Here is a 25,433-nt window from a genome sequence, read left to right as displayed (position 1 = left end):
TATGCCTGACAATGACAAACCGGCGGTCATCATTCCCGCACATAACGAAGAGGCCAGTATCGGCAAGTTGCTGCAGGCGATCTATCCCGGAGTAATTGAAAACAGATATTCGGTGACGGTGGCCTGTAATGGTTGCAGTGACCGAACGGCGGCGGTGGTGCGGCATCACTTTCCCGAGGTGCAGTGTCTGGAAGTCGAGCGTGCGGGCAAGACGCACGCGTTGAATGAGGCAGAGGCGCTGGGGCTCGGCTTTCCCCGTATTTATGTGGATGCTGATGTAAGTATTAGTCAGGGATCTCTGCAGCATCTGATCGACAAATGTGACGCCTCCGCAGAGCCTCTGGTGGTGGCACCGCGGGGATTTTTGCACACGGCGCACAGTGATCACCTGGTCAGAATCTATTATCGGGCCTGGACGAAAACCCGTTTTTTCAGCGAGTACGGATACGGGGCGGGAGTCTATGCCCTGAACCGGGCGGCGCGGGAGGCATTTGCCCTGTTTCCGGAGATCATTTCCGATGACGGTTATATTCGTGCGCGCTTCGGCTATCGCAATATCGCGGTGTGCGAAGGGGCCCGCAGTCAGGTCAGTGTGCCGGGCAATTTTATGGATCTGCTGCGAATAAAAACCCGCAGCAAATTGGGGAAACTGCAGCTGGCCAGGCAGCGGGATTGCCGTGTTCCCGCCACGCGCGGAATTTCCAGCTTCACCAGTAAGCCCTCACCCTGGGAGTTGTTGGTGTATTACGCCGTGAACCTGCTCGCCTTTGCCAATGCACTGCGCTATCGCTTCCGGTTTACGCAATATCGTTGGCACCGGGATGAATCCAGTCGTCAGGCTTCCTGATCCGGTTGCCGTTACTGTAGTCTCGCGGAGGATTTTCCTCTCCGGTTTGATGATGCGTTTTTCCGTTACAGCCGACTAGCGGCCGGGCCGCTCAAGACGGCGCCGCCACAGCTGGCGGATACGATCCAACATGCCGGCGGACGCCAGCAGTCGCCGTGTGCCGTGGCTTATACCCTGCACCAGAGCGTCGCTCGCGCCGGCAATGGTCGCCGCCGGTGAGCGGGCGTAGAGATGAAACGTTGCTTCTTCACTGTGCTGGGTGCCGTAGAGTTCCTTGTAGGCGGCTCCGCCGTAGCCGAAATCAAACCAGCGCACACCTTCCTCCTGCAACCGCTCGATGGTACGTCGCAACAGAAACGTACCCGGGCGGATAGCGCGATACTCCGGCAGAAAGGCGGTGGCGATGGCGTTGAAGGTACCGTGGTAGACAGCACCGATCCCATAGGCGAGATCGATGCCGTCGGCATGCAGCAGATAGCCGCGCAGATTTCCGTTGGCGGCGAGAATACTGAGGGTCCTGCGCCAGTGCTCTGAGTTACTCACGCCAACACCCATGCTGCCGTGGTAACTCTGATTACTGATGGCGGTGGCGATGTCGATAAGGCCAGAGACGTCCTCCGGGTTACGCAGTTCCCGCACATATACCTGTCCCGCGAACGCTTCCTCCAGTTTGCGATCCTGGCGGCGAAAGGAGCTGCGGGTTTTTGCGGAGTTACTCGTCAGCGGTTGACCCCCGGCGTCGGTGAGTTCGATCAGCCAGCGGCCGGAACGTACCGGGTTTCCATCGCCGGCATTGCGCAGGCCCGCATTTAGCCGGGCACCGATCTCGCTGTCCAGGGGCAGATGGTGGATGGCAATGCAATCGACTTCCGCGGTGGCAAGGAGTTGGCGCAGGTATTCCAGCTGCCGGTAAGTGATTTCCGTGGCGCGGGATTCGAGTCCGCCGTGGAGGATTTCCAGGGTTTTAAGTTTCGGCATGGGGATTCGCAGCGGGCCAATACTGCGCTGCGGGCGCGCAATCCGGATGCGGCCGATCAGAATGCCCGCCGGATGGCCACGGTATTCCCACAGGGCAATGTGGGGTGCTTGGTAGGTATCATTGTCCAGGAGAAACGGAAAGAAAAAATTGGCCGCGGCATAGACGGGACGGGGGCCATCATCCCGTTGACGTTCACGGTATTCCCAGTATTCGAGCAGCGCGCGGGCAGTGTCGGGCTCGCGGGCAACCCGCGGTCCCGGCTCGTACTCTGCCAGGCGCGTCGCCGCGCCTGGTTTACGCAGCCGACTATCGGCGACTTTCTCGGCTTCAATTTCCATATCGATGGTTTCCGCGTTTTTTCTTGTGTCTTTTACTTCTTTCGTGTCTGTGTCCATAGTCACGCCCACCTCCTTGCGGATCTATTTATCGGCTATCGGTTAGCGGATGCGTTCACCTTCTAGCGGTTTGAGGAATTCACGCCGGCTATGGTGCAGCTCTGTTGCGGACATTTCCCACCACCTGAGAGTAAGCAATTTGGCGATGGTGTCGCGAGAAAATCGGTAGCGCACCACGCGCGCGGGATAACCGGCAACCACTGCATAGGGAGGAACATCTTCGATGACGATAGCGCCGGCTGCGATCACCGCACCGTCACCAATTTTGCATGTTGGGTAGAGAATTTTTGCTCCGTCACCTATCCACACGTCATTGCCCACCTCGATATTGACGCGATCGAGGTTGTAGCCTGCGCTAAAGCCCATACCGGCATAATAGAAAATGCCGTGGGTCGACAGGGTGTTGCGTGGGTGGTCCGCATTCTGGAAGCGCGCGGTGCGATAAATGGTGCAGAATTTGCCGATGCGGGTAGACGACTTCAGGCTTATCGGATCAAACGTGACACTGCTGAATTCGCCCACGTCGATATTGAAATACTTGCGGTAGAGTTCGCGTATGGTAAGGCTGAAGGTGGAGCCGCCCTCCAGTTTGAGAATCAGATTCTGCAGCTGCGCGCGAATCCGCACGCGGGGAATAGCAAACAGCGGGGCCAGCACTCGCTTCGCAAACCAGGAGCGGCGCATTTTCATGCCGTGGGGGAATTGCGGCAGATCTTGCGCGCCCTTGTGCCGTTGCAGCCCTGCCAGGATATCGTCGACCTGCTGCTGCGTTCGCGCATCGGTGCCGGCAGTAGCCAGTACCTGCTGCTCGGACTGACCTTCGCGGAATTTCTGAATCGCCTGCGCCAGCTCCGCGACCGTGGGAAAATCGAACAGCAGGGTTGGGGGGAGCTCAATAGCGAAGGTCGTATTGAGTCTGGTGACGGCATTCAGCGCCAACAGCGAGTGCCCGCCTAGATCAAAAAAGCTGACGTCATCCGATGGCACTGGAGACTTGAGCAATCCCTGGAAAACTTCGCGCACCTGAGTGGCGATATCTATCGCCGTATGAGTGGCGACAAAGTCGGCGTTGCCCGCAGGAATTTCAGCGGATACGGAGTGCGGTGGTGTGAACGCCTTGCGGTCCACTTTACCGTTGGGGGTCAGCGGAAATTCGGGCAGGGTGACAAAGGCGGTGGGTAACATATATTCCGGCAGTGATTTCTGCAGCGCTTTTCGCAACGTCGCCGTGTCTGGCTGTTTGTCATTGGCGGCGATCAGGTAGGCCACCAGGTACTTGCTGCCGCAATCGTCGTCGTGCGCAATCACCGCGCTCTGGCGCACTGCGGGATCTTCGGCCAACAGCGCTTCAATCTCGCCCACTTCCACCCGGAAGCCACGGATTTTTACCTGGTGGTCCATACGCCCCAGGTATTCGATGCGTCCATCGCGCCGGCGCACCACCAAGTCGCCGGTGCGGTACAGCCGTTCGCCGTCGAGGGCCGCGCAGTGGAAGAACTTTTCACCGGTGAGTTGTGCGCGATTCAGATAACCCAGTGCCAGCCCTTCACCACCGATACAGAGTTCGCCGGGAACACCCGCAGGCAATAATTGTGCAGCCGGGTCCAGTACATACAGACTGGTGTTGGCAATAGGCTGGCCGATATAGGCCGCATCTTCCGCCGCGCGGATGGAATTGATGGACGACCAGATGGTGGTTTCGGTAGGGCCGTACAGGTTCCAGATTTCCAGTCCGCAGTCGAGCAGACGTGCGGCCAGATAGCGCCCCATGGCCTCGCCACCACAGAGCACGCGCACTGAAGGTTCACCGCGCCAGCCGTGATCGAGCAGCATGCGCCAGGTGGAAGGGGTGGCCTGCATTACGGTCACATGTTCACGGCGCAGGGTTTCCTGTAACGCTTTGGGATCGCGTGACTGGCGACCATCCTGGATCACCAGGCGACCGCCACTCAGCAGTGGCAGGAAGAGTTCCAGCAGGGCGATATCGAAGCACACGGTGGTGACGGCAAGTAATGTATCGTCTGCACTGAAACCCGGTTGTGTCCCCATGGAGCAGAGGAAATTGACCAGGCTACGCTGGGAAATCTGCACGCCTTTGGGATTACCGGTGGAGCCGGAGGTGTAAATGACATAGGCGGGGTCGTCGGTGCTGGAGTTTGGCGACGGAATTTCAGCGACGATGTCCGACTCCATCGTTTTGTCGAGATCAATCGCGGCATCCGTGTCAAACGTATCGCCATGCTCCAGGGTAATAATTTGGCCGCTGAATTCTGCCAGCTTGCCCCGGCTTTCGGCGTCGGTAATCAACAGCGTCGCGGCGCTGTCCTGTGCGATATACGCGAGCCGTTCTGTGGGAAACATGGGGTCCAGGGGCACGAAGGCGGCGCCGGTTTTCCACACCGCGAGCAGCGCAATCAGCAGGTTCGCGGAGCGCGTCATGCAAACTGCTGCCAGTTGACCGCCGCCCAGTCCGTGCCCACGCAGTCGCTGGGCGAGGCGATCGGCGCGTCGGTTTAGTGTCTGGTAGTCGAGGGTTTGCTCCGGTGCAATCAGCGCACAACGCTCGCCGTATTGCTGTGCCTGCTGTTCAAACAGCTGGACGGCGCTGCGGTGTAAGGGCAGTTCGGCGGCACTCCGGTTCCACGCGGTGCGCAGTAGCTTGCGCTCCGCGGGAGCCACCAGCGGCAGTGTTGCTGCCGGGCGCTCGGGGTGTTCCACGATGCTGGTCAGCAGCTGTATGAAATTCTGACAAAGACTGGCGGCGGTGGCGCGGTCGAACAGGGCGCGGCGGTATTCGAGGGTGCCGGACAGCTCCTGGTCACCTTCCAGTACCGACAGGGTGAGATCGAACTTGGCACCACCACTGTGGCTGTGCAGTGGCGTGACGACAAGCCCGGGTATTTGCCAGTGATCTGCGTGTACCTTGCGGTGAATAAACAGGTGGCGAAAAAAGGGCGATTCACTGGCGCTGCGGTGCGGGTTCAGTGTGGCCACCAGATCCTCGAACGGCACCTGGTCATTGGCAAACGCGTCGATAGTGGTCCTGCGCACCCGTTGCAACAGGGTGCGGAAATCTGGTTGCCCGGAAAAATCCGTGCGCAGTACCAGGGTGTTGATGAACAGGCCGATCATTGGTTCTGTCTGGGTATGCTGGCGTCGGCCACTGGGCGTGCCGATCACGATATCCGACTGCTGGGTATAGCGGTGCAGCAGTAATTGCCAGGCGGCGAGCAACAGCATAAAAGTGGTGACGGATTCCTGGCGTGCAAGGCCGCGCAGCGCAGCGGACAGTGAGGCGGGCAGGCGGAAGGTCTCCAGTCCGCCGCGGAAGTCCGCGGTTTGCGGGCGCGGGCGGTCTGTGGGTAATTCCAGTGGTGCCGGTGCATCGGCGAGCTGCCGCTGCCAGTAGGCCATTTGCGCCTGGTAACCTTCGCTGCCACTGCGACGCTGTTCCCAGAAGGCGTAATCGGAAAACTGGAAATTCAGCGCCGGCAGAGACGCTTCGCACTTGTGGATAAACGCCTGATAAAAGTGGCCCAGCTCGCGAAAGAAAATACCGCTGGACCAGATATTGTCATAAATGATGTGGTGAAAGGTCAGCGCCAGGATCGCCGCCTCGCGGTTTACCCGCAGCAGTCGTGCCCGAAACAGCGGACCCGCGGCCAGTGCCTGTTTATCCATCCGCTGGCTGCGCGTGACATAACGGTTGCGCGGTCGCGGACGCAATTTGACTTCCGGTAATTGGACGTCGCCGGTGGCCAGAATCTGTTGCCGTGGACCTTCGTCGTCGGTGGGGAAACAGGTGCGCAAAATATCGTGGCGGGCGATCACGGCGCTCAACGCCTGCGTCAGCGCAGCGGTATCCAGTGTGCCCTGCAGGAAAACAGTGTTGGATATCTGGTAGGCGCTGCTGTTGCCCCACAGTTGTTCTGACAGCCACATACGCTTTTGCGCAGCGCTTAGTGGAAGGCGCGCGTTGGCGGGCGCATGAACCAGTGCGTCGTCATCGGTGTTGACACGATTTTTTTCTGTTTCAGGCTGGATCCGCTCGATCCGTTCGGCCAGTGCACGCAGGCTCGTGGCCTCGAAAACAGCGCGCATATCCAGACGGATATGGAACTGCTCATTGATACGCGCAAGTAATTGCGCGGCATTCAGGGAGTGGCCGCCGAGCGCGAAGAAATTTTCGCCGACACTGATACTGTCCCGAGCCAGCAGTTCCCTGCAGAAATCCACCAGCCGTATTTCTGTGCACCCGCGGGCTTTGATCAGCGGGGCGCCTGGCAATTGTATATCCGCCGTCGGTGCCGGCAGCGCGTTGCGATCCACCTTGTTGTTCGGGGTTTTCGGCAATTGCTCCAGGCGCACAAACAGTGTGGGAATCATGTAGTAGGTGAGCTGCTCGGCGAGATAGTCGCGCAGGGTCTGCACACTCAGTGGCGTGGCGTCATCGGGCACAGGCTCCGCGACAAGGTAGGCGACCAGTTGCCGTTCACCTTCCATGTCCCGCGCGACTACCACCGCTTCGGCAATGTGCGGGTGCGCCAGCAGGCGCGCTTCCACTTCTCCCACTTCAACGCGAAAGCCGCGAATTTTTACCTGGAAGTCCTTGCGCCCACGGTGATGAAGCAGACCATCCGGGTCCATTTGCCCGAGATCGCCGGTGCGGTAAATCACTATGTTAGGATCCGTCTGGTCGCGGCCGAAGGACTTTGCCGTGGCAGCAGGGTTTTTCCAGTAACCCTGTGCCAGATAGCGGCTGCGTGCGGTGATTTCGCCGATTTCGCCCGCCGCAACTTCCTGTCCGTCGTCATTCAGCAGCACCACGTCTACCCCTTCTACCGCATAGCCGATGGGTACTACGTCGCCTTCGAGGCGGGTGTCCGGGCCGATGTGGAAATAGCGGATGGTGCCAGTCTCAGTGGAGCCGAGCCCGGTGTAAAACTCGATCTGTGGAGTGAAAACCTTGCGTGCCAGCGCAATATCACTGGTGAGTACGCGTTCGCCGCCAAACGTCACCAGGCGAATACTGAAGACATCGCTGGGGCCGCGATATTGCGCGGCGAACTCCCGAAACAGTGACGCCACTGAATGGTAAATAGTGATGCGCCGGGAACGCAGCCAGTCCGCCAGTTTTTCGACCCCGTGGCGGTGAAAATCGTAGGGGAAGAGTGCCGCGCCATTGAGCAGGGCGCCGAATATGCAGTAAACCGAGGCGATGACGCTGCAGGAATAGAACAGGGTCATGCGGTCGTCGGGTATCACCTTTTGCAGGTTGCTCCGGCGCATGCAGCCGTGCAGCAGATTGCGGTTGTTCTGCAGCACGCCCTTGGGTTGGCCGGTGGAACCGGAGGTATAGATGATGTACGCCAGCGCATCTGGCGTTACCGGAATATTCAGATTGTCGCTGGGGGTGTTATCGGGAATGTCCTCCAGATCGAGAATACGGGCGTCCTCACCGGTGAGCTCCAGCGCTGTGTCGCGACAGGTACTGTTACTCAATATCAGGGCTGCCTGTGACTCCCGGTAGATATGCCGGTTGCGCTCGGTGGGGAATGCGGGGTCGATAGGCACATAGGCGTGTCCACATTTCAGTACCGCCAGAATCGCGGCGATTTGCGCGATGCCTTTTTCCAGAAACAACGCGATGCGCACCGGCTCCTCGGCCGGTGTAAAGGCGATAATCTTCCGCGCCATACGGTTGGCCAGGTGATTGAGCGCGCGGTAACTGAGAGACGCGTTGGCGTCACTGATGGCGATGCGCTCGCCGTGCTGCGTCACTATCTTTTCAAATCGCTGCGCCACCGATTGCTCGGTTTCCTGAATCCCGAAATGACCGAGTTCCTGTGAAATTTCTTCGACAATACTCATACGCTGGCCTTGCGATAAATGGTGCAGTGTTCGCGGATCCACTCGCGCGAGCGCCGGGTGAATGGTTTTCTGCCCCAGTAGGCGCCGGCCCAGGCGTCGCCGCGGTCCTGGCGCGCATCGTTGTGAATTTCCTCAATCAGGTAGGCTTCCGGCTGCAGCTGGAATTTTTTCGTTAGCTGCACGCGCATTTCGGTGTCCATTCCATTGATGAATAACGCCGCTCCCGGATGCAGCAGGCGCTGCAGGTTGGCAAATGCGCGGCGGGCGTTGGTGGCTGGCAAGTGGAATAGTACGTTCTGCGCAAATACCAGGTCTGCCTGGCCCAGTGCGGCGATAAAATTTTCGTCCAGCATATCGCCGACATGGAAAGATATTGGCTGCAGAATTTCCGGTTTTACCCGGTAGACCCCGTCTTCGATATCGAATGTTTCGCCGACAAAATCCTCGCGCACGAACGGGCCCTGATATACCTCATCGCGGCTGTAGCAGGGGTTCTGCGCACGCTCGATTACCGATGGCACCAGGTCAAATGCCTCGATCCGATATTCCAGTTGTGGGAAGTGGCGGTGCAATACTGCCGACAGCGAGATGGGCTCGGCGCCGCTGCAACAGCCGAATACCAGAATGCGCAGGGGGGATTCCCTGGCGTTAAGCATCTGTGGCACTACCCGTTCAACCAGCGCCTGGTACTGGTGGGGAAAACGGTAGAACTGGGTGTAAATTCGGTTTTGGCGCGGAGCGGTTTTGACGATCAGCCAATGTTTAATATGCCGTATGAAATTCTTCAGGCGAGAAGGGCTGTCCATGTCGGGGAACTTCCTGGCTTTGCTGTTACGGATAAAAAAATATCGAGAAACAAAAGATAGGCGACCGGGAGTCAGTGGGCAGACAATTCACGTCTGTTTATTCCGAAGAGGGAGGTGGCAGGTATTTTTGCCGTATTTTTTGCTGTGACTTTTCCCATGAAGGCACGTCGGAAAAGAATTTCCTGTACGCGAACCGGCCCCGGGTCGTTGCGGAAATTATAGGGTTGGTTGATGGTTTCGCCGGATAGAGTGAGGAAATCAGGGTCAATTATTGGAGCAAAGGCAGGGCTGCGAACCGTGATCCTTGCGCGGCAATTTTGTTTGTTCTGAGGGTGGGAAGAGTCTCAAATGCGGTTCGCAGGGGTGATTGAGCAAGCGGGATTTTTCAGCGCCAGTTGCAAAGGTGCCACTACCGGGAGTCCGGAAGTGGCACCGGCGAACACATGCCAATTTGCCCGCTAGGCTTTCAGCATCGGTTTGAGAAAACGCCCGGTGTGGGAACCTTTCACTTTGGCTACCTGTTCCGGTGTGCCGGTGGCAATGATTTCGCCACCGCCGGAGCCGCCTTCCGGACCCAGATCCACGATCCAGTCCGCGGTTTTGATCACATCTAGATTGTGCTCAATCACCACGATGGTATTGCCGTGGTCGCGCAGGCGGTGCAGAACATCCAACAGTAACTGGATATCGGCAAAGTGCAGGCCGGTGGTGGGCTCATCGAGGATGTACAGGGTTTTGCCGGTGTCGCGCTTGGACAGTTCCCGCGACAGTTTGACCCGCTGCGCTTCACCGCCGGACAGGGTGGTGGCGGCCTGGCCCAGTTTGATATACGAGAGGCCAACATCCATCAGCGTTTGCAGTTTCTTGGCGATTGCCGGCACCGGGTCGAAAAATTCCCGCGCATCTTCCACCGTCATTTCCAGAACTTCGTGAATGCTCTTGCCCTTGTATTGCACCTCCAGGGTTTCGCGGTTGTAGCGTTTGCCTTTACAGGTATCGCAAGGCACATAGATGTCCGGCAGAAAATGCATCTCGACCTTGATCACGCCGTCGCCCTGGCAGGCCTCACAGCGTCCGCCCTTCACGTTGAAACTGAAGCGACCGGGTTTGTAACCGCGGGAGCGGGCTTCCTGGGTGCCGGAAAACAGGTCTCGGATCGGGGTGAAAATCCCGGTGTAGGTGGCGGGGTTGGAGCGCGGGGTGCGGCCGATGGGGCTCTGGTCGATATCCACGCACTTGTCGAAATGGTCCAGTCCCTTGATTGACTTGTGCGGTGACGCCTTGAGGGTGGTGGCCTTGTTCAGGGCGGTGGCTGCCAGCGGATAGAGGGTGGTGTTGATCAGGGTGGATTTACCCGATCCGGACACGCCGGTGACACAGGTGAACAGCCCCACCGGGATTTCCAGGTCCACCTTCTTCAGGTTGTTGCCCGTGGCGCCCTCGATACGCAGCACCTCGCCGCTGGCGGGGATGCGTTTTTTCGGTATCGCAATCTGTTTGACACCGGACAGGTATTGCCCGGTCAGCGAGCGCTCACAGGCGGTGATCTCGTCATGGGTGCCTGCGGCCACCACCTCGCCACCATGCACTCCCGCACCGGGGCCGATATCGACGATAAAGTCCGCCGCGCGGATGGCGTCTTCGTCGTGTTCCACCACGATTACCGTGTTGCCGATATCCCGCAGGTGGGTGAGGGTGTTCAGCAGGCGCTCGTTGTCGCGCTGGTGCAGGCCGATGGAGGGTTCGTCGAGAATGTACATAACCCCCACGAGGCCGGCGCCGATCTGGCTGGCCAGGCGGATGCGCTGGGCCTCACCGCCGGACAGGGTTTCGGCACTGCGGTTGAGGGTCAGATAGTTGAGGCCGACGTCCACCAGGAAGCGGAAACGGTCGCGCAGCTCTTTCAGGATCTTGTCGGCGATCTCTTTCTGCGCGCCCTGGAACTTGAGCTGATGGGCGAAATACTCGAAGGCATCCCCCACCGGCAGGGCGGTGATCTGCGCCAGGGTGCGGTCGTCCACAAATACATTGCGCGCTTCCCGGCGCAGGCGGGTGCCTTCGCACTCGGGGCACTTCTGGGTGCTGAGGTACTTGGCCAGTTCCTCGCGCACCGACTGGGATTCGGTATCCCGGTAGCGGCGCTGGAAGTTGGGAATAATGCCTTCGAAGGTGTGGCGGCGAATGGTCACGTCGCCGCGGTCGTTCACATAGCTGAAGTCGATGGACGTGTCGCCGCTGCCGTGCAGTATGGCTTCGCGGTCGCGCTTGCGCAGTTTCAGCCAGGGCTTGTCCAGGTCGAAATCGTAGTGCTCCGCGAGTGAGGCGAGCATGTGGTAGTAGTAGACGTTGCGTCTGTCCCAACCGCGAATGGCGCCCTCGGAGATACTGCTCTCCGGGTCGAGAATCACCTTGTCCTCATCGAAGAACTGCTTCACCCCGAGGCCGTCGCAGCTGGGACAGGCGCCCGCCGGGTTGTTGAAGGAAAACAGGCGCGGTTCCAGTTCATCTAGTGAGTAATCACATACCGGGCAGGCGTGGCGAGCCGAGAACAGACGGTCGTCTTCTTTGCCCTCCATAAAACTGATGGAGGCGATCCCGTCGGTGAGGTTGAGCGCGGTTTCAAAGGATTCCGCCAACCGCAGCTGCAGGTCGTCGCGCACTTTGAAACGGTCTACCACTACTTCCACGGTGTGCTTCTTGCGCTTGTCCAGCTTGGGGGTGTCGTCCAGGTCGCACACGGTGCCGTCGATGCGCGCGCGCACAAAACCATCCCGACGCAGTTGCTCGAACACGTGCAGGTGTTCGCCCTTGCGGTCGCGGACCACCGGTGCCAGCAGCATGATCTTGCTGCCTTCTGGCAGTGCCAGTACCTGGTCCACCATCTGGCTGATAGTCTGCGCCTGTAGTGGTTCGTGGTGCTCCGGGCAGCGGGGTTCGCCGACGCGGGCGAACAGCAGACGCAGGTAGTCGTAGATCTCAGTGATGGTGCCGACGGTGGAGCGGGGGTTGTGGGAGGTGGACTTCTGTTCGATGGAAATGGCTGGAGACAGGCCCTCCACCGTATCCACATCGGGCTTTTCCATCATCGATAGGAACTGGCGCGCGTAGGTGGAGAGTGACTCCACATAACGGCGCTGGCCTTCCGCATAGAGGGTGTCGAAGGCGAGTGAAGACTTACCAGAGCCGGACAGGCCGGTGATTACGATGAGCTTGTCGCGGGGAATATCCAGGTCGATATTCTTCAAATTGTGGGTGCGTGCACCCCTTACGTAAATCGTATCCACACTCTGTCCTGTAATGTTGGCGGGATTTGCCGGCAGTGAAGCGGGCGCAAAGAAACGGCCAAGTATAATCTGGCGCGAGAGTGTGCCAAACTCTGTAGGACCGAATAACCTGGAATGGATACGGATGTCATGATTCCTGTGATTTTATGCGGTGGTACCGGATCACGCCTGTGGCCGCTTTCCCGCGAAGCCTACCCGAAACAGTTTCTCTCCCTGGCCGGCAGCCAGACCATGCTCCAGGCCACCGCCTTGCGTTTGAGTGGCCTGGCAGAAGTACAGGCACCGATTCTGGTGTGCAACGAAGTCCATCGCTTTGCTGCCGCCGAACAGTTGCAGGAGATCGACCGCGCGCCCCAGAGCATTCTGCTGGAACCCTGCGCACGCAACACCGCGCCGGCGATTGCGCTGGCGGCGCTGGCGGCCACCGAGTCCGGCGAGGACCCGCTGCTGTTGGTGCTTCCCGCGGATCATGTGGTCGCCGACGTCGCCGCCTTCCAGTGCGCGGTGGATACGGCGCGCGGGCTGGCGGACAGCGGCCACCTGGTGACTTTTGGCATAGTGCCCACTACTGCGGAGACCGGATATGGCTATATCCGCAGCGGTGAAGCGGTGGACGGGGGCTGGAAGGTCGCCGAATTCGTGGAGAAGCCGGATCTCGCCACCGCCGAACAGTACCTCGCCAGCGGTGAGTACAGCTGGAACAGCGGTATGTTCCTGTTCCGCGCCTCGCGCTATCTCGAGGAGCTGGCCGAGCACAGCCCGGAGATGCTCGACGCCTGTCGCGCCGCTTTCTCCGGCGCTATCTGCGACCTGGATTTCACCCGTATCGACGCGGAGGCCTTTGCCCGCTGCCCCTCGGACTCGGTGGATTACGCGGTTATGGAGAAAACCGAATCCGCGGCGGTGGTCCCCATGCAGGCCGGCTGGAGCGATGTGGGCTCGTGGTCGGCGCTGTGGGAGCTGGCGGAGCGGGACGACAACGACAACCTGCTGCGAGGCGACGTGCTGGCGGAAGGCGCCAGCGGCTGTCTGGTGCACGGTGGCAATCGCCTGATCGGTATTCTCGGTGTGCAGGATCTGGTGGTGGTGGACACCGATGACGCCTTGATGGTGGCGCACAAGCACCGGGTGCAGGAAGTGAAGACCATCGTACAGAGACTCAAGCAGAGCAATCGCAGCGAAGCGGAAAATCACCGCAAGATATTCCGTCCCTGGGGGTATTACGATTCCATCGACGCCGGCCCCCGTTTTCAGGTCAAGCGCATTGTGGTCAAGCCCGGTTGCCGGTTGTCCCTGCAGAAACACCATCACCGCGCCGAGCACTGGATTGTGGTACGCGGTACTGCCATGGTCACCCGTGGCGACGATCAGCTGCTGCTGACGGAAAACGAGTCCACCTATATTCCTCTGGGGGTGGTACACCGCCTGGAAAATCCCGGCAATATTCCCCTGGAGCTGATCGAGGTACAGTCCGGCAGCTACCTGGGGGAAGACGATATCGTGCGTATAGAGGATCAGTACGGACGTAATTGATCGGTTTTTCCTTATAGTTATTCCCTATCTGTCCGTTTGCTGGCGGAGACTCTTTCTCCGCCTCGGCGGCTGCTACAATGCGCACCAGTTTTCGTTGTTCGCATTTGCCTACCTGTTCCGGAATTGTTGATGAATCCCACTGAACGCCGCGCACTCGCCGGTCTCGCCTCCCTATACGTTTTTCGCATGCTGGGTCTGTTTATGGTGCTGCCGGTGCTGTCGCTGTACGGCGCCGACTACCGCGGTAGCACTCCTGCCCTGCTGGGGCTGGCTCTGGGTGCCTATGGCCTGAGCCAGGCGCTGTTGCAGATCCCCCTGGGGATATTGAGCGATCGCTGGGGCCGCAAGCCGGTGATTTTCCTGGGACTGGCGGTGTTTGCAGCCGGCAGCCTGGTCGCAGCATTGACCGACTCGGTGTACGGGCTGATTTTCGGGCGCATTCTGCAGGGGGGCGGTGCCATTGCCGCCGCCACCATGGCGCTGGCGGCGGACCTGACCCGTGACGAAAATCGCGGCAAGGCGATGGCGGTGATCGGCGCCTCTATTGGCGTCGCCTTCGTACTTGCGGTAGTGCTGGGCCCGCTGCTGGCGGGATTCGGTGGCCTGTCGGCGATTTTCTGGTTGACCGCGATTCTGGCGGTGCTGGGGATGCTGCTGGTTTGGCGCCTGGTACCGAACCCGCCTGTGAACGCCGCCCCACGAGGACCCAGACAGGGGGATTTTGCCCGCCTGCTGGGACAGGTTGAGATATGGCGGTTGGTGTGCGGGGTGTTTTTCCTGCATCTGTTGCTGACCATGATGTTTGTGCCGCTGCCATTGCTACTGGTGGACAAACTGGGCATCGCCAGCGAGCAGCACTGGAAACTCTACGCTCCGCTGTTGGTTGGTGCTTTCGTACTGATGGTGCCGCTGATGCGTATGGCGGAAAAGCGCCAGCAGGTACCGGCGGCTATGCGGCTGGCACTGCTGGGGCTGGTTTTTGGCGGCGTGGCACTGATGTCCCGGGTACCGGGTTACTGGATCGTGGTCTGCCTGGGGGTATTCTTTCTCGCCTTCAACCTGCTGGAGGCGCTATTGCCGGCCCAGCTTACCCGGGTGGCACCCGCTGAGTGCCGCGGTGCCGCCACAGGCCTTTATGCCACGCTGCAATTCCTCGGCGCCTTTGCCGGCGGCAGCCTCGGCGGGGTGATTTACGGGTGGGGCGGAGCCCCTGCGGTGGCCACCTTTGCCCTCGGTACACTGGTGCTCTGGTCCCTCGCCTGGTGGCAGATGCGCGGTACCCGTGCGGGGTTGGCGAGCAGCTGATGCGGCGGTGACGGCGCCCTGCGGAGTGTTGTATGCTGCTGGATAAAAATACACTGTGAGCGGCGCAAGAGACTGGCTTTAGAGCCGGTCCTTGCGCCGCTTGCCGATTCTGAATTTTCACCATTTACGAAGTTTGACCCAAAAGGGTAAATCGAGAGGAGAGGCTTATGGCCAGGGGCGTTAACAAAGTAATTCTGATTGGCAATCTGGGCGGCGACCCGGAAACCCGCTATTTGCCCAGCGGTGGTGCCGTCACCAACGTCACCGTGGCGACGTCCGAAACCTGGAAAGACAAGCAGACAGGCCAAAACCAGGAGCGCACTGAATGGCACCGTGTGGTGTTCTTCAACCGCCTGGCGGAAATTGCCGGCGAATACCTGCGCAAAGGCAGCAAGGTCTATCTGGAAGGTTCCCTGCGTACCCGCAAGTGGCAGGACAAGCAGAGTGGCCAGGACCGCTATACCACCGAAATCGTCGCCAGTGAAATGCAGATGCTGGACGGCCGCGGTGAACAGGGTGGCGGTGGCTACTCCCAGGGTGGTGGCCAGGGCGGTTACCCGCAGCAGGGCCAACCCCAGGGCGGCTTCAACCAGGGCGGCGGCTATCAGGACGAGTACGCCCAGGGACGCTCCGCACCTTCCCCTATGGCGCCTTCCCAACAGGGCAACAAGCCCGCAGGCAACCAGCCGCCGGCGGGTGGCTTTGACAACAGCTTTGACGACGATATTCCCTTCTAAGCCGGGTTCTGATTTCCATGCATCACACTGGCTATCAGCCGGATACGGTGGCGCTGATCGGTGCGGGCAACGCCATCGACGGCGCCCTGCAAAAAGGGCTGCAACGGGTGGGCTTCCGGGTGCAGTTACTGACTGCCGAGCAGCTTACATCCGGACAGTTTGCCGCACGCGCAGACACCATCGTGATCAATGCCGCCAGTTGTGGCGGCAGTGCCCATATGGATACCGCAAGAGCAGCCTGTGAGGCCCTGTGCGCGCAGCCGTTTACGGCACTGCTGCACCTTTCCTCCTACGGCGTGTTCGGCGGCGCCCGCCGCAAGAAAATTGATGAAGATGAGCTCCCGTCTCCCGGCTCTGCTGGTGGCCGCGACTGGCTGGCCTGTGAGCAGGTGTTGGCGGCACAGGAGAATGTGAGCATTCTGCGCCTGGGGTGGCAGATAGATCGCAGTGATCGGGCGCTGCTGGGACGGATAATCCGGGGCTTGCTGGAGGGCAAGCCCGTGGCACTGGATGACGTCAGCCGGGGCAACCCGGTGACCGTGGCAGATCTGGCGCGGGTAGTGGTAGCCATTACCCAGCAGCTGGCGAGCGGCGCGCCCAGGTCCGGGATCTATCACTACGGCTCTGCGGATACCTGCAGCGCGATGGAGTTCGGACGCGAAGTGGTGGATCGGGTGCGCTCCCTGTACGGTGAGGACTTCGCCGCGGAGCTGGTGGCTCTCGAACCTTCCGGGGACGATCGCTCATCGGTACTGGGGTGCGGCAAGTTGCGGGATGTGTTCGGTATCCAGCAGCGCAGCTGGCGGCAGGGGTTAACCCGCCAGGTGGAGTTGTGGCTGGAGCGGTTGCAGAAACCGGAAAGCTGATCTGGCCATTGCTGCGGTGTTGCAGGTAGCTGGTCAGATGACGGACAGGCAATAAAAAAGGGGCAAAAGCCCCTTTTTTATTGCCTGTCCAGCACTCCAATCGCAGTACGCGCAGTACACGGAACGGTAATCAGAACTTGTCGAAGATCAGGCTCGCATTGGTGCCACCGAAGCCGAAGCTGTTGGACAGGGCGCGGCGTACCTCGGTCTGGCGCAGTTCGGTGACGAGGTCCAGACCAGCGGCTGCTTCATCGACGGTTTCCACGTTGGCGGAGGCGGCGATAAAGTCGTTCTGCATCATCAGCAGGGTGTAGATCGCTTCCTGCACACCGGCGGCGCCGAGGGAGTGCCCGGTGAGGGATTTGGTCGAGGCAAATGCCGGGACCTTGTCACCGAAGACTTCCTTCATCGCACGCAGCTCGGCCACATCGCCCACCGGGGTAGAGGTGCCGTGAGTGTTGATGTAGTCGATGCTGCCTTCGAGTCCCTTGCCATCCATACCCGCCAGCGCCTGCTGCATACAGCGCGCGGCGCCTTCGCCACTGGGGGCAACCATATCGTAGCCATCGGAAGTGGCCCCGTAACCCACCAATTCAGCGATGATGTTGGCACCGCGGGCCTTGGCGTGCTCCAGTTCTTCCAGTACCACACAACCGCCGCCGCCGGCGATCACAAAGCCATCGCGGTTGGCGTCGTAGGGGCGTGAGGCCTTGGTGGGGGTGTCGTTGTACTTGGACGACAGGGCACCCATGGCGTCAAACAGGTGGGTCAGGCTCCAGGCCAGTTCTTCACCACCGCCGGCAAAGACGATGTCCTGTTTGCCCATCTGGATCAGTTCGGCGCCGTTGCCGATACAGTGCGCAGACGTGGCGCAGGCGGAAGAAATGGAGTAGTTCACGCCCTTGATCTTGAATGGCGTGGCGAGACACGCAGACACCGTGCTGCCCATGGTCTGGGGTACCCGGTAGGCACCTACCCGGCGCACACCCTTGGTCTTGAGGGTCTCGGCGGCTTCAATGACGGCGGTGGTCGAGGTGCCGCCGGAACCCATCACCAGACCGGTGCGAGGGTTGGAGATGTCGGACTCTTCCAGTCCCGCCATGGCGATGGCTTCGGCCATCGAAATGTATGCATAGGCGGCAGAATCGCCCATAAACCGAAGGTGTTTGCGGTCGATGTGCTCTTTGAAATCGATATCGACGACGCCCGCGACCTGGCTGCGCAGGCCCAGCTCGGCGTATTCATCCATATAACGGATGCCGCTGCGACCGGCTTTCAGGGAGGCCAGCACTTCTTGCGTGTTGTTGCCGATGCAGGAAGTGATGCCCATTCCGGTAATGACTACCCGGCGCATAGTGATCTCCAATAAAGCTTGTAGATTGAATTGTTATTGTTTTGTGTGACAGACAGACGGATTAAAAGTTGTCTGTACGGGTAAACAGTCCGACCCGCAGATCCTTGGCGGTATAAATTTCGCGACCGTCAACGGAAACAGAGCCGTTGCCGATACCCATCACCAGCTTGCGCTCAACCAGGCGGCTCATCTGGATATGGTATGTGACCTTCTTGTTGGTCGGAAGAATCTGGCCGGTAAATTTGACCTCACCGCAGCCGAGGGCGCGTCCACGGCCAGGGTTGCCTTTCCAGGCCAGGAAGTAGCCAAGCAGCTGCCACATGGCGTCGAGGCCGAGGCAGCCTGGCATTACCGGGTCGCCGGGGAAATGGCAGTCGAAAAACCACAAGTCCGGGGTGATATCCAGTTCGGCGATCAGCTCCCCTTTACCGAATTCACCACCTTCTTTGGAGATGTGGGTGATGCGGTCCAGCATCAGCATATTGGGAGTGGGCAGCTGGGCATTGCCCGGGCCGAACATCTCTCCGCGGCCACAGGCCAGAAGCTCTTCACGGTCGTAGCTGCTTTTTTGAACGAAATTACTCATTTGGTCCCCGATTTTGGGCATTCTTTACTCGAGCCGGCATTCTAAGGGCTGGGGATGTCTTGTCCAGTCAGTCATCCTCCTTTTTGTGACCGGAAATGTCTCAATTAACCCTTGACCGCGCACCATTAGTCTAATGTGGCAGTTAGCCCTGTACTGTGATTGAGGGCCAGAGGAGGCAGGCTGATTCTTGTCTTAAATTTGTGATAACTTTCGCAAACCCGGCACAGGGCCGTGCCGGGTGGGTATTCCAATAAGGGCGCGCAATGCTGAAAAAGTGTCTTTTTCCGGTGGCAGGGTACGGGACCCGCTTTCTGCCGGCAACCAAGGCCATGCCAAAGGAGATGCTGCCGCTGGTCAACAAACCATTGGTGCAGTATGGGGTTGAGGAGGCTATCGACGCCGGCCTCGTAGAGATCGGCTTTGTCACCGGTCGCGGCAAGCGCGCGATCGAAGACCATTTTGATACCAATTTCGAGCTGGAACACCAGATTGCCGGTACCGGCAAAGAGCGTTATCTGGACAGTGTGCGCAACGTGATTGACCGCGCCAGTTTTTCCTACACCCGCCAGGGAGAGATGCGCGGGCTGGGGGACGCCATCCTGCAGGGGCAGCGATTGGTGGGCGACGAGCCATTTGGCGTGGTGCTTGCAGATGATCTCTGTCTGAACGACGGCCCCGGGGTACTGGGGCAGATGGTGCAACTGTACAACCAGTTCCGCTGCAGTATCGTCGCGGTAGAGGAAGTGCCGCGGGACCAGATTCACAAGTTCGGCGTTATCGCCGGCAATGAAATCAAACCCGGCCTGTATCAGGTTACGGATATGGTGGAAAAGCCGGCGACCGAGGAAGCTCCCAGCAACATGGCCATTATTGGCCGCTATATCCTGACGCCGGATATTTTTGACCTGATCCGCCATACCCCGCCGGGGAAAAATGGCGAGGTGCAGATTACCGATGCGCTGCTCGCCCAGGCCCAGAAGGGTTGCGTGCTCGCATATCGCTTTCAGGGGCGCCGTTTCGACTGCGGTTCGGTGGACGGCTTTGTAGAAGCCACTAATCACGTTTATAAAACTATCTATCTTCCGGGGGAAAAAGATTCAGATGACTGAATTAACCTGTTTTAAAGCCTACGATCTGCGCGGCCGCGTGCCTGATGAGCTGAACACTGAGGTCGCCTACCGTGTAGGTCGCGCCTTTGCCCAGTTCCTCGGCGCGCGCCGTGTGGTCGTCGGCCACGATATCCGCCTTACCAGTGGCGAGCTGACCGACGCACTGGCAAACGGCCTGCGCGATGCCGGCGCCGATGTGTATCACATCGGTGAGTGCGGCACGGAAGAGATCTATTTTTCCACCTTCCACGGGGACTTCGATGGCGGCATCTGTGTGACCGCCAGCCACAATCCGATGGATTACAACGGCATGAAGTTTGTCCGCCAGGGCTCCCGTCCGATCAGCGGCGATACCGGTCTGCTGGATATCAAACGCCTTGCGGAAGAAAATAATTTTGCCGCGGTGGAAGAGCGCGGTGAACTGCACACCTTCGCCCACCGCGATGATTTCGTAAAACACCTGCTGGGCTATGTGGACACCGCCGAGCTCAAGCCTCTGAAGCTGGTCGTCAACGCTGGTAATGGCGGTGCTGGTGCCGTGGTTGACGCCCTGGCGCCGAGCCTGCCGTTTGAATTCGTGCGCGTAAACCACGAGCCCGATGGCAATTTCCCCAACGGTATCCCCAACCCCATCCTGCCGGAGAACCGCGAGTCCACGGCAGCAGCGGTGCGCGAAAGCGGTGCGGATTTCGGTATCGCCTGGGACGGTGATTTCGATCGCTGTTTCTTCTTCGATGAAAATGGTGAGTTTATTGAGGGTTATTACGTGGTCGGCCTGCTGGCGGAAGCTTTCCTGGTCAAAGCCCCGGGAGCCAAAGTGGTACACGATCCTCGCCTGACCTGGAATACCGAAGACATCGTGCGCGGCGCCGGCGGTGAGCCGGTGGAGAGTAAAACTGGCCACGCCTTCATCAAAGAGCGTATGCGCAAGGAAGATGCCATTTACGGTGGCGAAATGAGCGCGCACCATTACTTCCGCGATTTCGCCTATTGCGATAGCGGCATGATCCCGTGGCTACTGGTCGCCGAGCTGGTAAGCCGCTCCGGAAAATCCCTTTCACAGCTCGTGGGCGAGCGTATGAAGGCATTCCCGTGCAGTGGCGAGATCAATTCCAAGGTGGCGGATCCGAAAGCGTTGCTGAAAGCTGCGGAAGACAAGTACGGGCCGGATGCCAATAGTGTTGAGCATGTGGATGGTCTGAGCGTTGCCTTCGACGAGTGGCGATTCAATCTGCGCATGTCCAATACCGAACCGGTTGTACGTCTCAATGTCGAGTCCCGCGGGGATGAGGCGCTGATGAAGGCCAAGACCGAAGAACTGCTCGGCCTGATTCAAGGCTGATATTGATCCGGTGGGCGGGTATTTCCGCCCACCGTTTTCCTGCTGCATTCCTTTCTTTTGCTAATTCCGTTTTTAAATCCTGTCGCCTTTCCGCCGTTTTCCCTTCTTTGCGCCTCTATCGGGCACAGCCTGAAAGTTTTGTAACAATTCCGATTTCTCTGTCGTCAGATTCATTCTCGTCGTTTATCCTCGGGTATGAGCCTGTTCACGAGAATAACTATGAATTCGATCCGCTTTGTGCTGTTTCTTCCGGTTGTTTTGTTTGTCGGTTTTTTCGCGCTTGTTTTAGCTTGGTTGTTTATACCGGGCTTTGGCGAACTCGTGGATGGTCTCGACGGACAAACTCTGCTCGTGATCATTATGCTGGGCATCAGTCTATGGATGGCAGCATCCTTTCGGCGGCGTCGAATTTTTTCGGTATCTGTGGATCTGGTGCGCATCCAGATTGCGTTGATAGCGACCTCTCAGGTATTTCGCCGCGCAGAATTTGATGAAATCTTCTTCTTGTTTGTGGCTGCGATTGTGGGCTTTTTCCTGCTTCGATTGGACCGCGTGTGGCTTTACTCCGAACGGCAGCTCTACGGCTATGGCGGGGAGGTGTTGCGCAGCGCGATACAGCGCTTGGCGGATAGCGGGAAGATTATCCTGATCTCGAATTCTTCACAGGAGATAGAAGGGCGCTTTGTGGCAGGGCGGGCGCGTGAAAGCACAAATAGAAACCTATCGGAACGAGAAATTGCATTTCAACTGAAGTTCGGTAAGGCGCCTATACCCAGTTTAAGCATGTGGGGGCCCGATGCACCCGTGTATGCTCGTGCACTGCTCTCTGAGCTTGATGCGGAGCTGGAATCCTCTGGTGCTATTGAGAGTTATGTCTTTTCGTGGAGGGTGACAGTTTTGCTCGCCGTTCCTTTGTTGCTCGGCCTAATGTGGGTTGTTCTTTAACGATGCCAGGAGTGTCGGATCACTCTTGCGGATTATAATTTTCCTTTTTGTAGGCGATGCTCAAATCTTCAATGCTAAGGCGGGGTGCCGGGGGCGGGTTTTCAGGAGCGTCGGCAACAGGGATGTTGCCGACGCAGCGTACAGGGACGTATCCACAGCGGTCCTGAAAACCCGCCCCCGGCGCCGCGCCGCCACCGAGCCTGCTTCAGAACCCCCAAAATAAATTAACCCGGCGAAGCCGGGTTAATTTATTGATCAAACTGTCCGCTGAATCGAAAATTCCGCCAACTGCCGAAGCGCAGTCTTGTATTCACCTTCCGGCAAAAACTCCAGTTTCTCAAGCGCCAGCTCGACCTCTTTACTGGCGCGGTCAAGTGTATAGTCCAGTGCGCCACAGGCCTCGATCGCGGCAACAATCTCAGTGAGCTTGTCCGCAGACTTCTTCTCGATCGCCTCCCGCACCAGCGCCGCCTGATCGTCGGTGCCATTGGCCATGGTGTAAATCAGCGGCAGTGTGGGTTTGCCTTCCGCAAGGTCATCACCGACATTCTTGCCGAGCTCTTCCGAATTACCGCGGTAATCCAGAGCATCGTCCACCAGCTGGAAGGCTGAACCCAGGTGGCGGCCGTAAAGTTTCAGGGATTCCCGTTGTTCCGCGTTGCAACCGGCGAGAACGGCTGCGGTCTCACAGGCCGCTTCGAATAGAGCGCCGGTCTTCTTGTGGATAACGCTCAGGTAATTGGCTTCTGTCACCGCGGGATCACCGGCGTTCACCAGCTGCTGCACCTCGCCCTCGGCGATGGTGTTGGTGGTGTCAGACAGGATCGCCATGATGTCCATGTCCTTCAGTGCCACCATCATCTGGAACGCGCGGGAATACAGGAAATCGCCCACCAGTACCGCCGGTGCGTTGCCCCACTGGGCGTTGGCGGTAATACGGCCGCGGCGCATATCGGACGTGTCCACCACGTCATCGTGCAACAGGGTGGCGGTATGAATGAACTCGATAATGGCGGCTAGGGTAATGTGATCGCTGCCCTGGTAGCTTGCCGCACGGGCGCAGAGCAGGACCAGCAGTGGGCGCAGCCGTTTGCCGCCGGCCTCTACCAGATAGTGGCCAATGTTCTCCACCAGGGGAACGTCGGAGTGCAGTTGGTCGATGATTTGCTGATTGACCGCCGCAAAATCGTCGGCGGCTACCCGGTGGAAAGGTAGCATGCTGGGTTCCTTATAGTGCGCTCATTTTCTCTCAGGGCGGCAAGACTAGCGGTTTTGGCTGCGGGCGGAAAGGCATCAAGTGGGACCGCCTGCCCGAAAAACGCACTATTGTATCAATCGGCCGAATTGATTAGAATCTGCGCCCCGTTCGATCCGGGCCCGCCTTCTGAGGATGGTCCCAGAGTCGGGAAGTAGTTTTAACAACACGGCGCAAGCTCCCAAAATGCTGGCTCAGCGGTCACAATGTAGACCCTGCCGCTGCTTCGTGTCGTCCATTTTGGAGCATAGAAATATGTACGCTGTTATTGAAAGCGGTGGTAAACAGCACCGTGTAGAAGAAGGCGAAGTTCTGCGCCTGGAAAAAATTGAAGTGGCTACCGGCGAATCTGTCGATTTTGACAAGGTTCTGATGGTAGTTGACGGTGACACCATCAACATCGGTGCGCCGGTAGTGGAAGGTGCCAAGGTGACTGCAGAAGTGCTGAGCCACGGCCGCGGCGAAAAGGTGCGTATCATCAAGTTCCGTCGTCGTAAGCACTCCATGAAGCGTCAGGGCCACCGTCAGTGGTACACCGAAGTTAAAATCACTGGCATCAAAGGCTAATCACCAGGTAACAGAAGAGGAGTAACTACTCATGGCACACAAGAAAGCTGGCGGTAGTACGCGCAATGGTCGCGATTCCGAAAGTAAACGCCTGGGCGTTAAGCGCTTTGGCGGTCAGGCTGTCTCCGCAGGCAGCATCATCGTTCGTCAGCGTGGCACCAAGTTCCACGCTGGTGTAAACGTTGGTATGGGCAAAGATCACACCCTGTTCGCTACCGCTGATGGCGTAGTGAAGTTTGAGGTGAAAGGCGCCAACAACCGTAAGTTTGTTTCCATCGAAACAGCCTAAGCGGTCACAACGCCCGATAAAAAGCCCCGCATTTGCGGGGCTTTTTTGTATTGATCTGCCGCAAATTACACTGAAGACCGGATAACCCGGTAAGTAGAGTCATGAAATTTGTAGATGAAGCACCGATTTCGGTGCAGGCCGGCAACGGCGGTAAGGGGTGTTGCAGTTTTTGGCGCGAAAAATTCGTCGCCAAGGGCGGCCCTGATGGTGGCGACGGTGGCGACGGCGGTTCCGTGTTCCTGGTGGCCGATGAGTCACTGAATACCCTGGTGGACTACCGCTACCAGCCCAACTATCAGGCCCAGCACGGAGAGTCTGGGCGCGGTCGCAACTGCACCGGCGCCAAGGGCGAGCACCTGCTGCTGAAGGTGCCGGTAGGGACTACCGCCATTGATGAAGACACCGGGGAAACCCTGGGTGATCTGCTGGAGCCGGGGCAGAAGTTGCTGGTGGCTCAGGGCGGTTTTCACGGGATCGGCAATACCCGCTTCAAGTCCAGTACCAACCGCGCCCCCCGCCAGACCACGCCGGGCAGTGAGGGTGAGCACCGCAACATCAAGCTGGAGCTCAAGGTGCTGGCAGATGTGGGCATGTTGGGATTGCCCAATGCCGGTAAGTCCACCTTCATTCGCGCGGTATCCGCGGCCAAGCCGAAAGTGGCCAATTACCCGTTTACCACCCTGGTGCCGAACCTGGGTGTGGTGAAGGTGCAGAAGTACCGCAGCTTCGTGATTGCCGATATTCCCGGTCTGATCGAGGGTGCGGCGGAAGGTGCGGGGCTGGGTATCCGTTTCCTCAAGCATCTGACCCGCTGTCGGGTGCTGTTGCATCTGGTGGACCTGGCGCCGTTCGACGGCTCTGATCCGGCGCAGAATGCGTTGGCCATCGAGCGCGAGCTGGAGGCATTCAGTCCCACCCTGGCCGGACGCGAGCGCTGGCTGGTGCTGAACAAGACCGACCTTGTGCCGGCGGCGGAGCTGGAGGAGCGCTGTCAGTCAGTGATCAACGCCCTTGGCTGGCAAGGGCCGGTATTCCGTGTCGCCGCAATTCGTGGTGAGGGTACCGATGTTCTTTGTGGTCAGCTGATGGATCACCTGGAAGAGGTGAAGCATCAGGAAGAGGTGGATGGCGATCTGTTCGAGGCGGAGCAGGAAGCCCAGCGTCAGATGCAGACGGAAGCGCGCGAGCGTATTGAAGCCCTGCGGCTTGCCCAGCGCGGCAGGCGCAAAGGCGAGCAAGAATCTGACGAAGATGATGAAGATTGGGACGACGATGACTATGACGTCGATGTAGAATATCGCCAATGATTTTTCTACCCCTGCAGTGGAATATCCTGCAGGGCGCCTTCTGAATCGAGGAAAAA

Annotated in this window: 18 protein-coding genes; 11 read left to right on the top strand and 7 right to left on the bottom strand. The window is 58.9% G+C overall.

The window, feature by feature from the left end:
* Position 1 precedes the first annotated feature (1 nt).
* On the top strand, positions 2-847 hold the full coding sequence (locus PVT68_RS08000; protein ID WP_280322209.1) for a glycosyltransferase: 846 nt from the start codon (positions 2-4) through the stop codon (positions 845-847).
* Positions 848-922: 75 nt separating this feature from the next.
* Here the strand turns inward: PVT68_RS08000 and PVT68_RS07995 are convergent, their stop codons facing one another.
* From PVT68_RS07995 to uvrA, 4 genes are all read right to left on the bottom strand, one after another.
* Positions 923-2,221 carry a GNAT family N-acetyltransferase gene (locus PVT68_RS07995; RefSeq protein WP_280322489.1) on the bottom strand — a complete coding sequence of 433 codons (1,299 nt, stop codon included), beginning with the start codon at positions 2,219-2,221 and terminating at the stop codon, positions 923-925.
* 42 nt (positions 2,222-2,263) lie between these two features.
* A complete protein-coding gene (locus PVT68_RS07990; RefSeq protein WP_280322208.1) occupies positions 2,264-8,092 on the bottom strand; it encodes a non-ribosomal peptide synthetase in 5,829 nt (1,942 codons plus the stop codon).
* Positions 8,089-8,898 (bottom strand): CheR family methyltransferase, encoded by an 810-nt coding sequence (locus tag PVT68_RS07985; RefSeq protein ID WP_280322207.1) that lies wholly within the window; start codon positions 8,896-8,898, stop codon positions 8,089-8,091. Before PVT68_RS07985 ends, PVT68_RS07990 begins: the two co-directional genes overlap by 4 nt.
* Before the next feature lie 458 nt (positions 8,899-9,356).
* Positions 9,357-12,182: an excinuclease ABC subunit UvrA gene (gene uvrA / locus PVT68_RS07980; RefSeq protein WP_280322206.1), complete on the bottom strand. Its 2,826-nt coding sequence runs from the start codon at positions 12,180-12,182 to the stop codon at positions 9,357-9,359.
* 129 nt (positions 12,183-12,311) lie between these two features.
* On the opposite strand from uvrA, the gene PVT68_RS07975 reads away from it, so the two are divergent.
* The 4 genes from PVT68_RS07975 to PVT68_RS07960 all read left to right on the top strand — a co-directional run bounded on the left by PVT68_RS07975 (position 12,312) and on the right by PVT68_RS07960 (position 16,623).
* Positions 12,312-13,715 carry a mannose-1-phosphate guanylyltransferase/mannose-6-phosphate isomerase gene (locus PVT68_RS07975; RefSeq protein WP_280322205.1) on the top strand — a complete coding sequence of 468 codons (1,404 nt, stop codon included), beginning with the start codon at positions 12,312-12,314 and terminating at the stop codon, positions 13,713-13,715.
* 129 nt (positions 13,716-13,844) lie between these two features.
* Positions 13,845-15,020 (top strand): MFS transporter, encoded by a 1,176-nt coding sequence (locus PVT68_RS07970; RefSeq protein WP_280322204.1) that lies wholly within the window; start codon positions 13,845-13,847, stop codon positions 15,018-15,020.
* Between the two features lie 167 nt (positions 15,021-15,187).
* Positions 15,188-15,757: a single-stranded DNA-binding protein gene (ssb, locus tag PVT68_RS07965; protein WP_280322203.1), complete on the top strand. Its 570-nt coding sequence runs from the start codon at positions 15,188-15,190 to the stop codon at positions 15,755-15,757.
* A gap of 17 nt (positions 15,758-15,774) precedes the next feature.
* A complete protein-coding gene (locus PVT68_RS07960) occupies positions 15,775-16,623 on the top strand; it encodes a sugar nucleotide-binding protein (RefSeq protein ID WP_280322202.1) in 849 nt (282 codons plus the stop codon).
* A gap of 130 nt (positions 16,624-16,753) precedes the next feature.
* Here the strand turns inward: PVT68_RS07960 and fabB are convergent, their stop codons facing one another.
* Positions 16,754-17,977, bottom strand: a complete 1,224-nt coding sequence (fabB, locus tag PVT68_RS07955) for a beta-ketoacyl-ACP synthase I (protein ID WP_280322201.1) — start codon at positions 17,975-17,977, stop codon at positions 16,754-16,756.
* A gap of 61 nt (positions 17,978-18,038) precedes the next feature.
* Positions 18,039-18,563, bottom strand: a complete 525-nt coding sequence (fabA, locus tag PVT68_RS07950) for a 3-hydroxyacyl-[acyl-carrier-protein] dehydratase FabA (RefSeq protein WP_280322200.1) — start codon at positions 18,561-18,563, stop codon at positions 18,039-18,041.
* 263 nt (positions 18,564-18,826) lie between these two features.
* Here fabA and galU point away from each other — a divergent pair, with 263 nt between their 5' ends.
* The 3 genes from galU (at position 18,827) to PVT68_RS07935 (ending at position 21,959) form a co-directional block, all read left to right on the top strand.
* Positions 18,827-19,672, top strand: a complete 846-nt coding sequence (gene galU, locus PVT68_RS07945; protein WP_280322199.1) for a UTP--glucose-1-phosphate uridylyltransferase GalU — start codon at positions 18,827-18,829, stop codon at positions 19,670-19,672.
* A complete protein-coding gene (locus tag PVT68_RS07940; RefSeq protein WP_280322197.1) occupies positions 19,665-21,014 on the top strand; it encodes a phosphohexomutase domain-containing protein in 1,350 nt (449 codons plus the stop codon). Before galU ends, PVT68_RS07940 begins: the two co-directional genes overlap by 8 nt.
* A gap of 219 nt (positions 21,015-21,233) precedes the next feature.
* Entirely contained in the window at positions 21,234-21,959 is a 726-nt protein-coding gene (locus PVT68_RS07935) for a hypothetical protein (protein WP_280322195.1), read from the top strand.
* Between the two features lie 255 nt (positions 21,960-22,214).
* Here PVT68_RS07935 and ispB read toward each other — a convergent pair whose 3' ends face one another.
* Positions 22,215-23,177: an octaprenyl diphosphate synthase gene (ispB, locus tag PVT68_RS07930; RefSeq protein ID WP_280322194.1), complete on the bottom strand. Its 963-nt coding sequence runs from the start codon at positions 23,175-23,177 to the stop codon at positions 22,215-22,217.
* 292 nt (positions 23,178-23,469) lie between these two features.
* On the opposite strand from ispB, the gene rplU reads away from it, so the two are divergent.
* The 3 genes from rplU to cgtA all read left to right on the top strand — a co-directional run bounded on the left by rplU (position 23,470) and on the right by cgtA (position 25,377).
* Positions 23,470-23,781 (top strand): 50S ribosomal protein L21, encoded by a 312-nt coding sequence (gene rplU / locus PVT68_RS07925; RefSeq protein WP_280322192.1) that lies wholly within the window; start codon positions 23,470-23,472, stop codon positions 23,779-23,781.
* A 31-nt stretch (positions 23,782-23,812) separates the two neighbouring features.
* Positions 23,813-24,070, top strand: a complete 258-nt coding sequence (gene rpmA / locus PVT68_RS07920) for a 50S ribosomal protein L27 (protein WP_010132157.1) — start codon at positions 23,813-23,815, stop codon at positions 24,068-24,070.
* Between the two features lie 101 nt (positions 24,071-24,171).
* A complete protein-coding gene (gene cgtA / locus PVT68_RS07915) occupies positions 24,172-25,377 on the top strand; it encodes an Obg family GTPase CgtA (protein WP_280322190.1) in 1,206 nt (401 codons plus the stop codon).
* Positions 25,378-25,433: the final 56 nt, after the last annotated feature.

Origin of the sequence: Microbulbifer bruguierae, from assembly GCF_029869925.1 — a bacterium.
In the GTDB taxonomy this organism is placed as follows: Bacteria; Pseudomonadota; Gammaproteobacteria; order Pseudomonadales; family Cellvibrionaceae; genus Microbulbifer; species Microbulbifer bruguierae.
The sequence above is the reverse complement of the archived record's forward strand: the minus strand, read 5'-3'. Positions and strand labels throughout refer to the sequence as shown.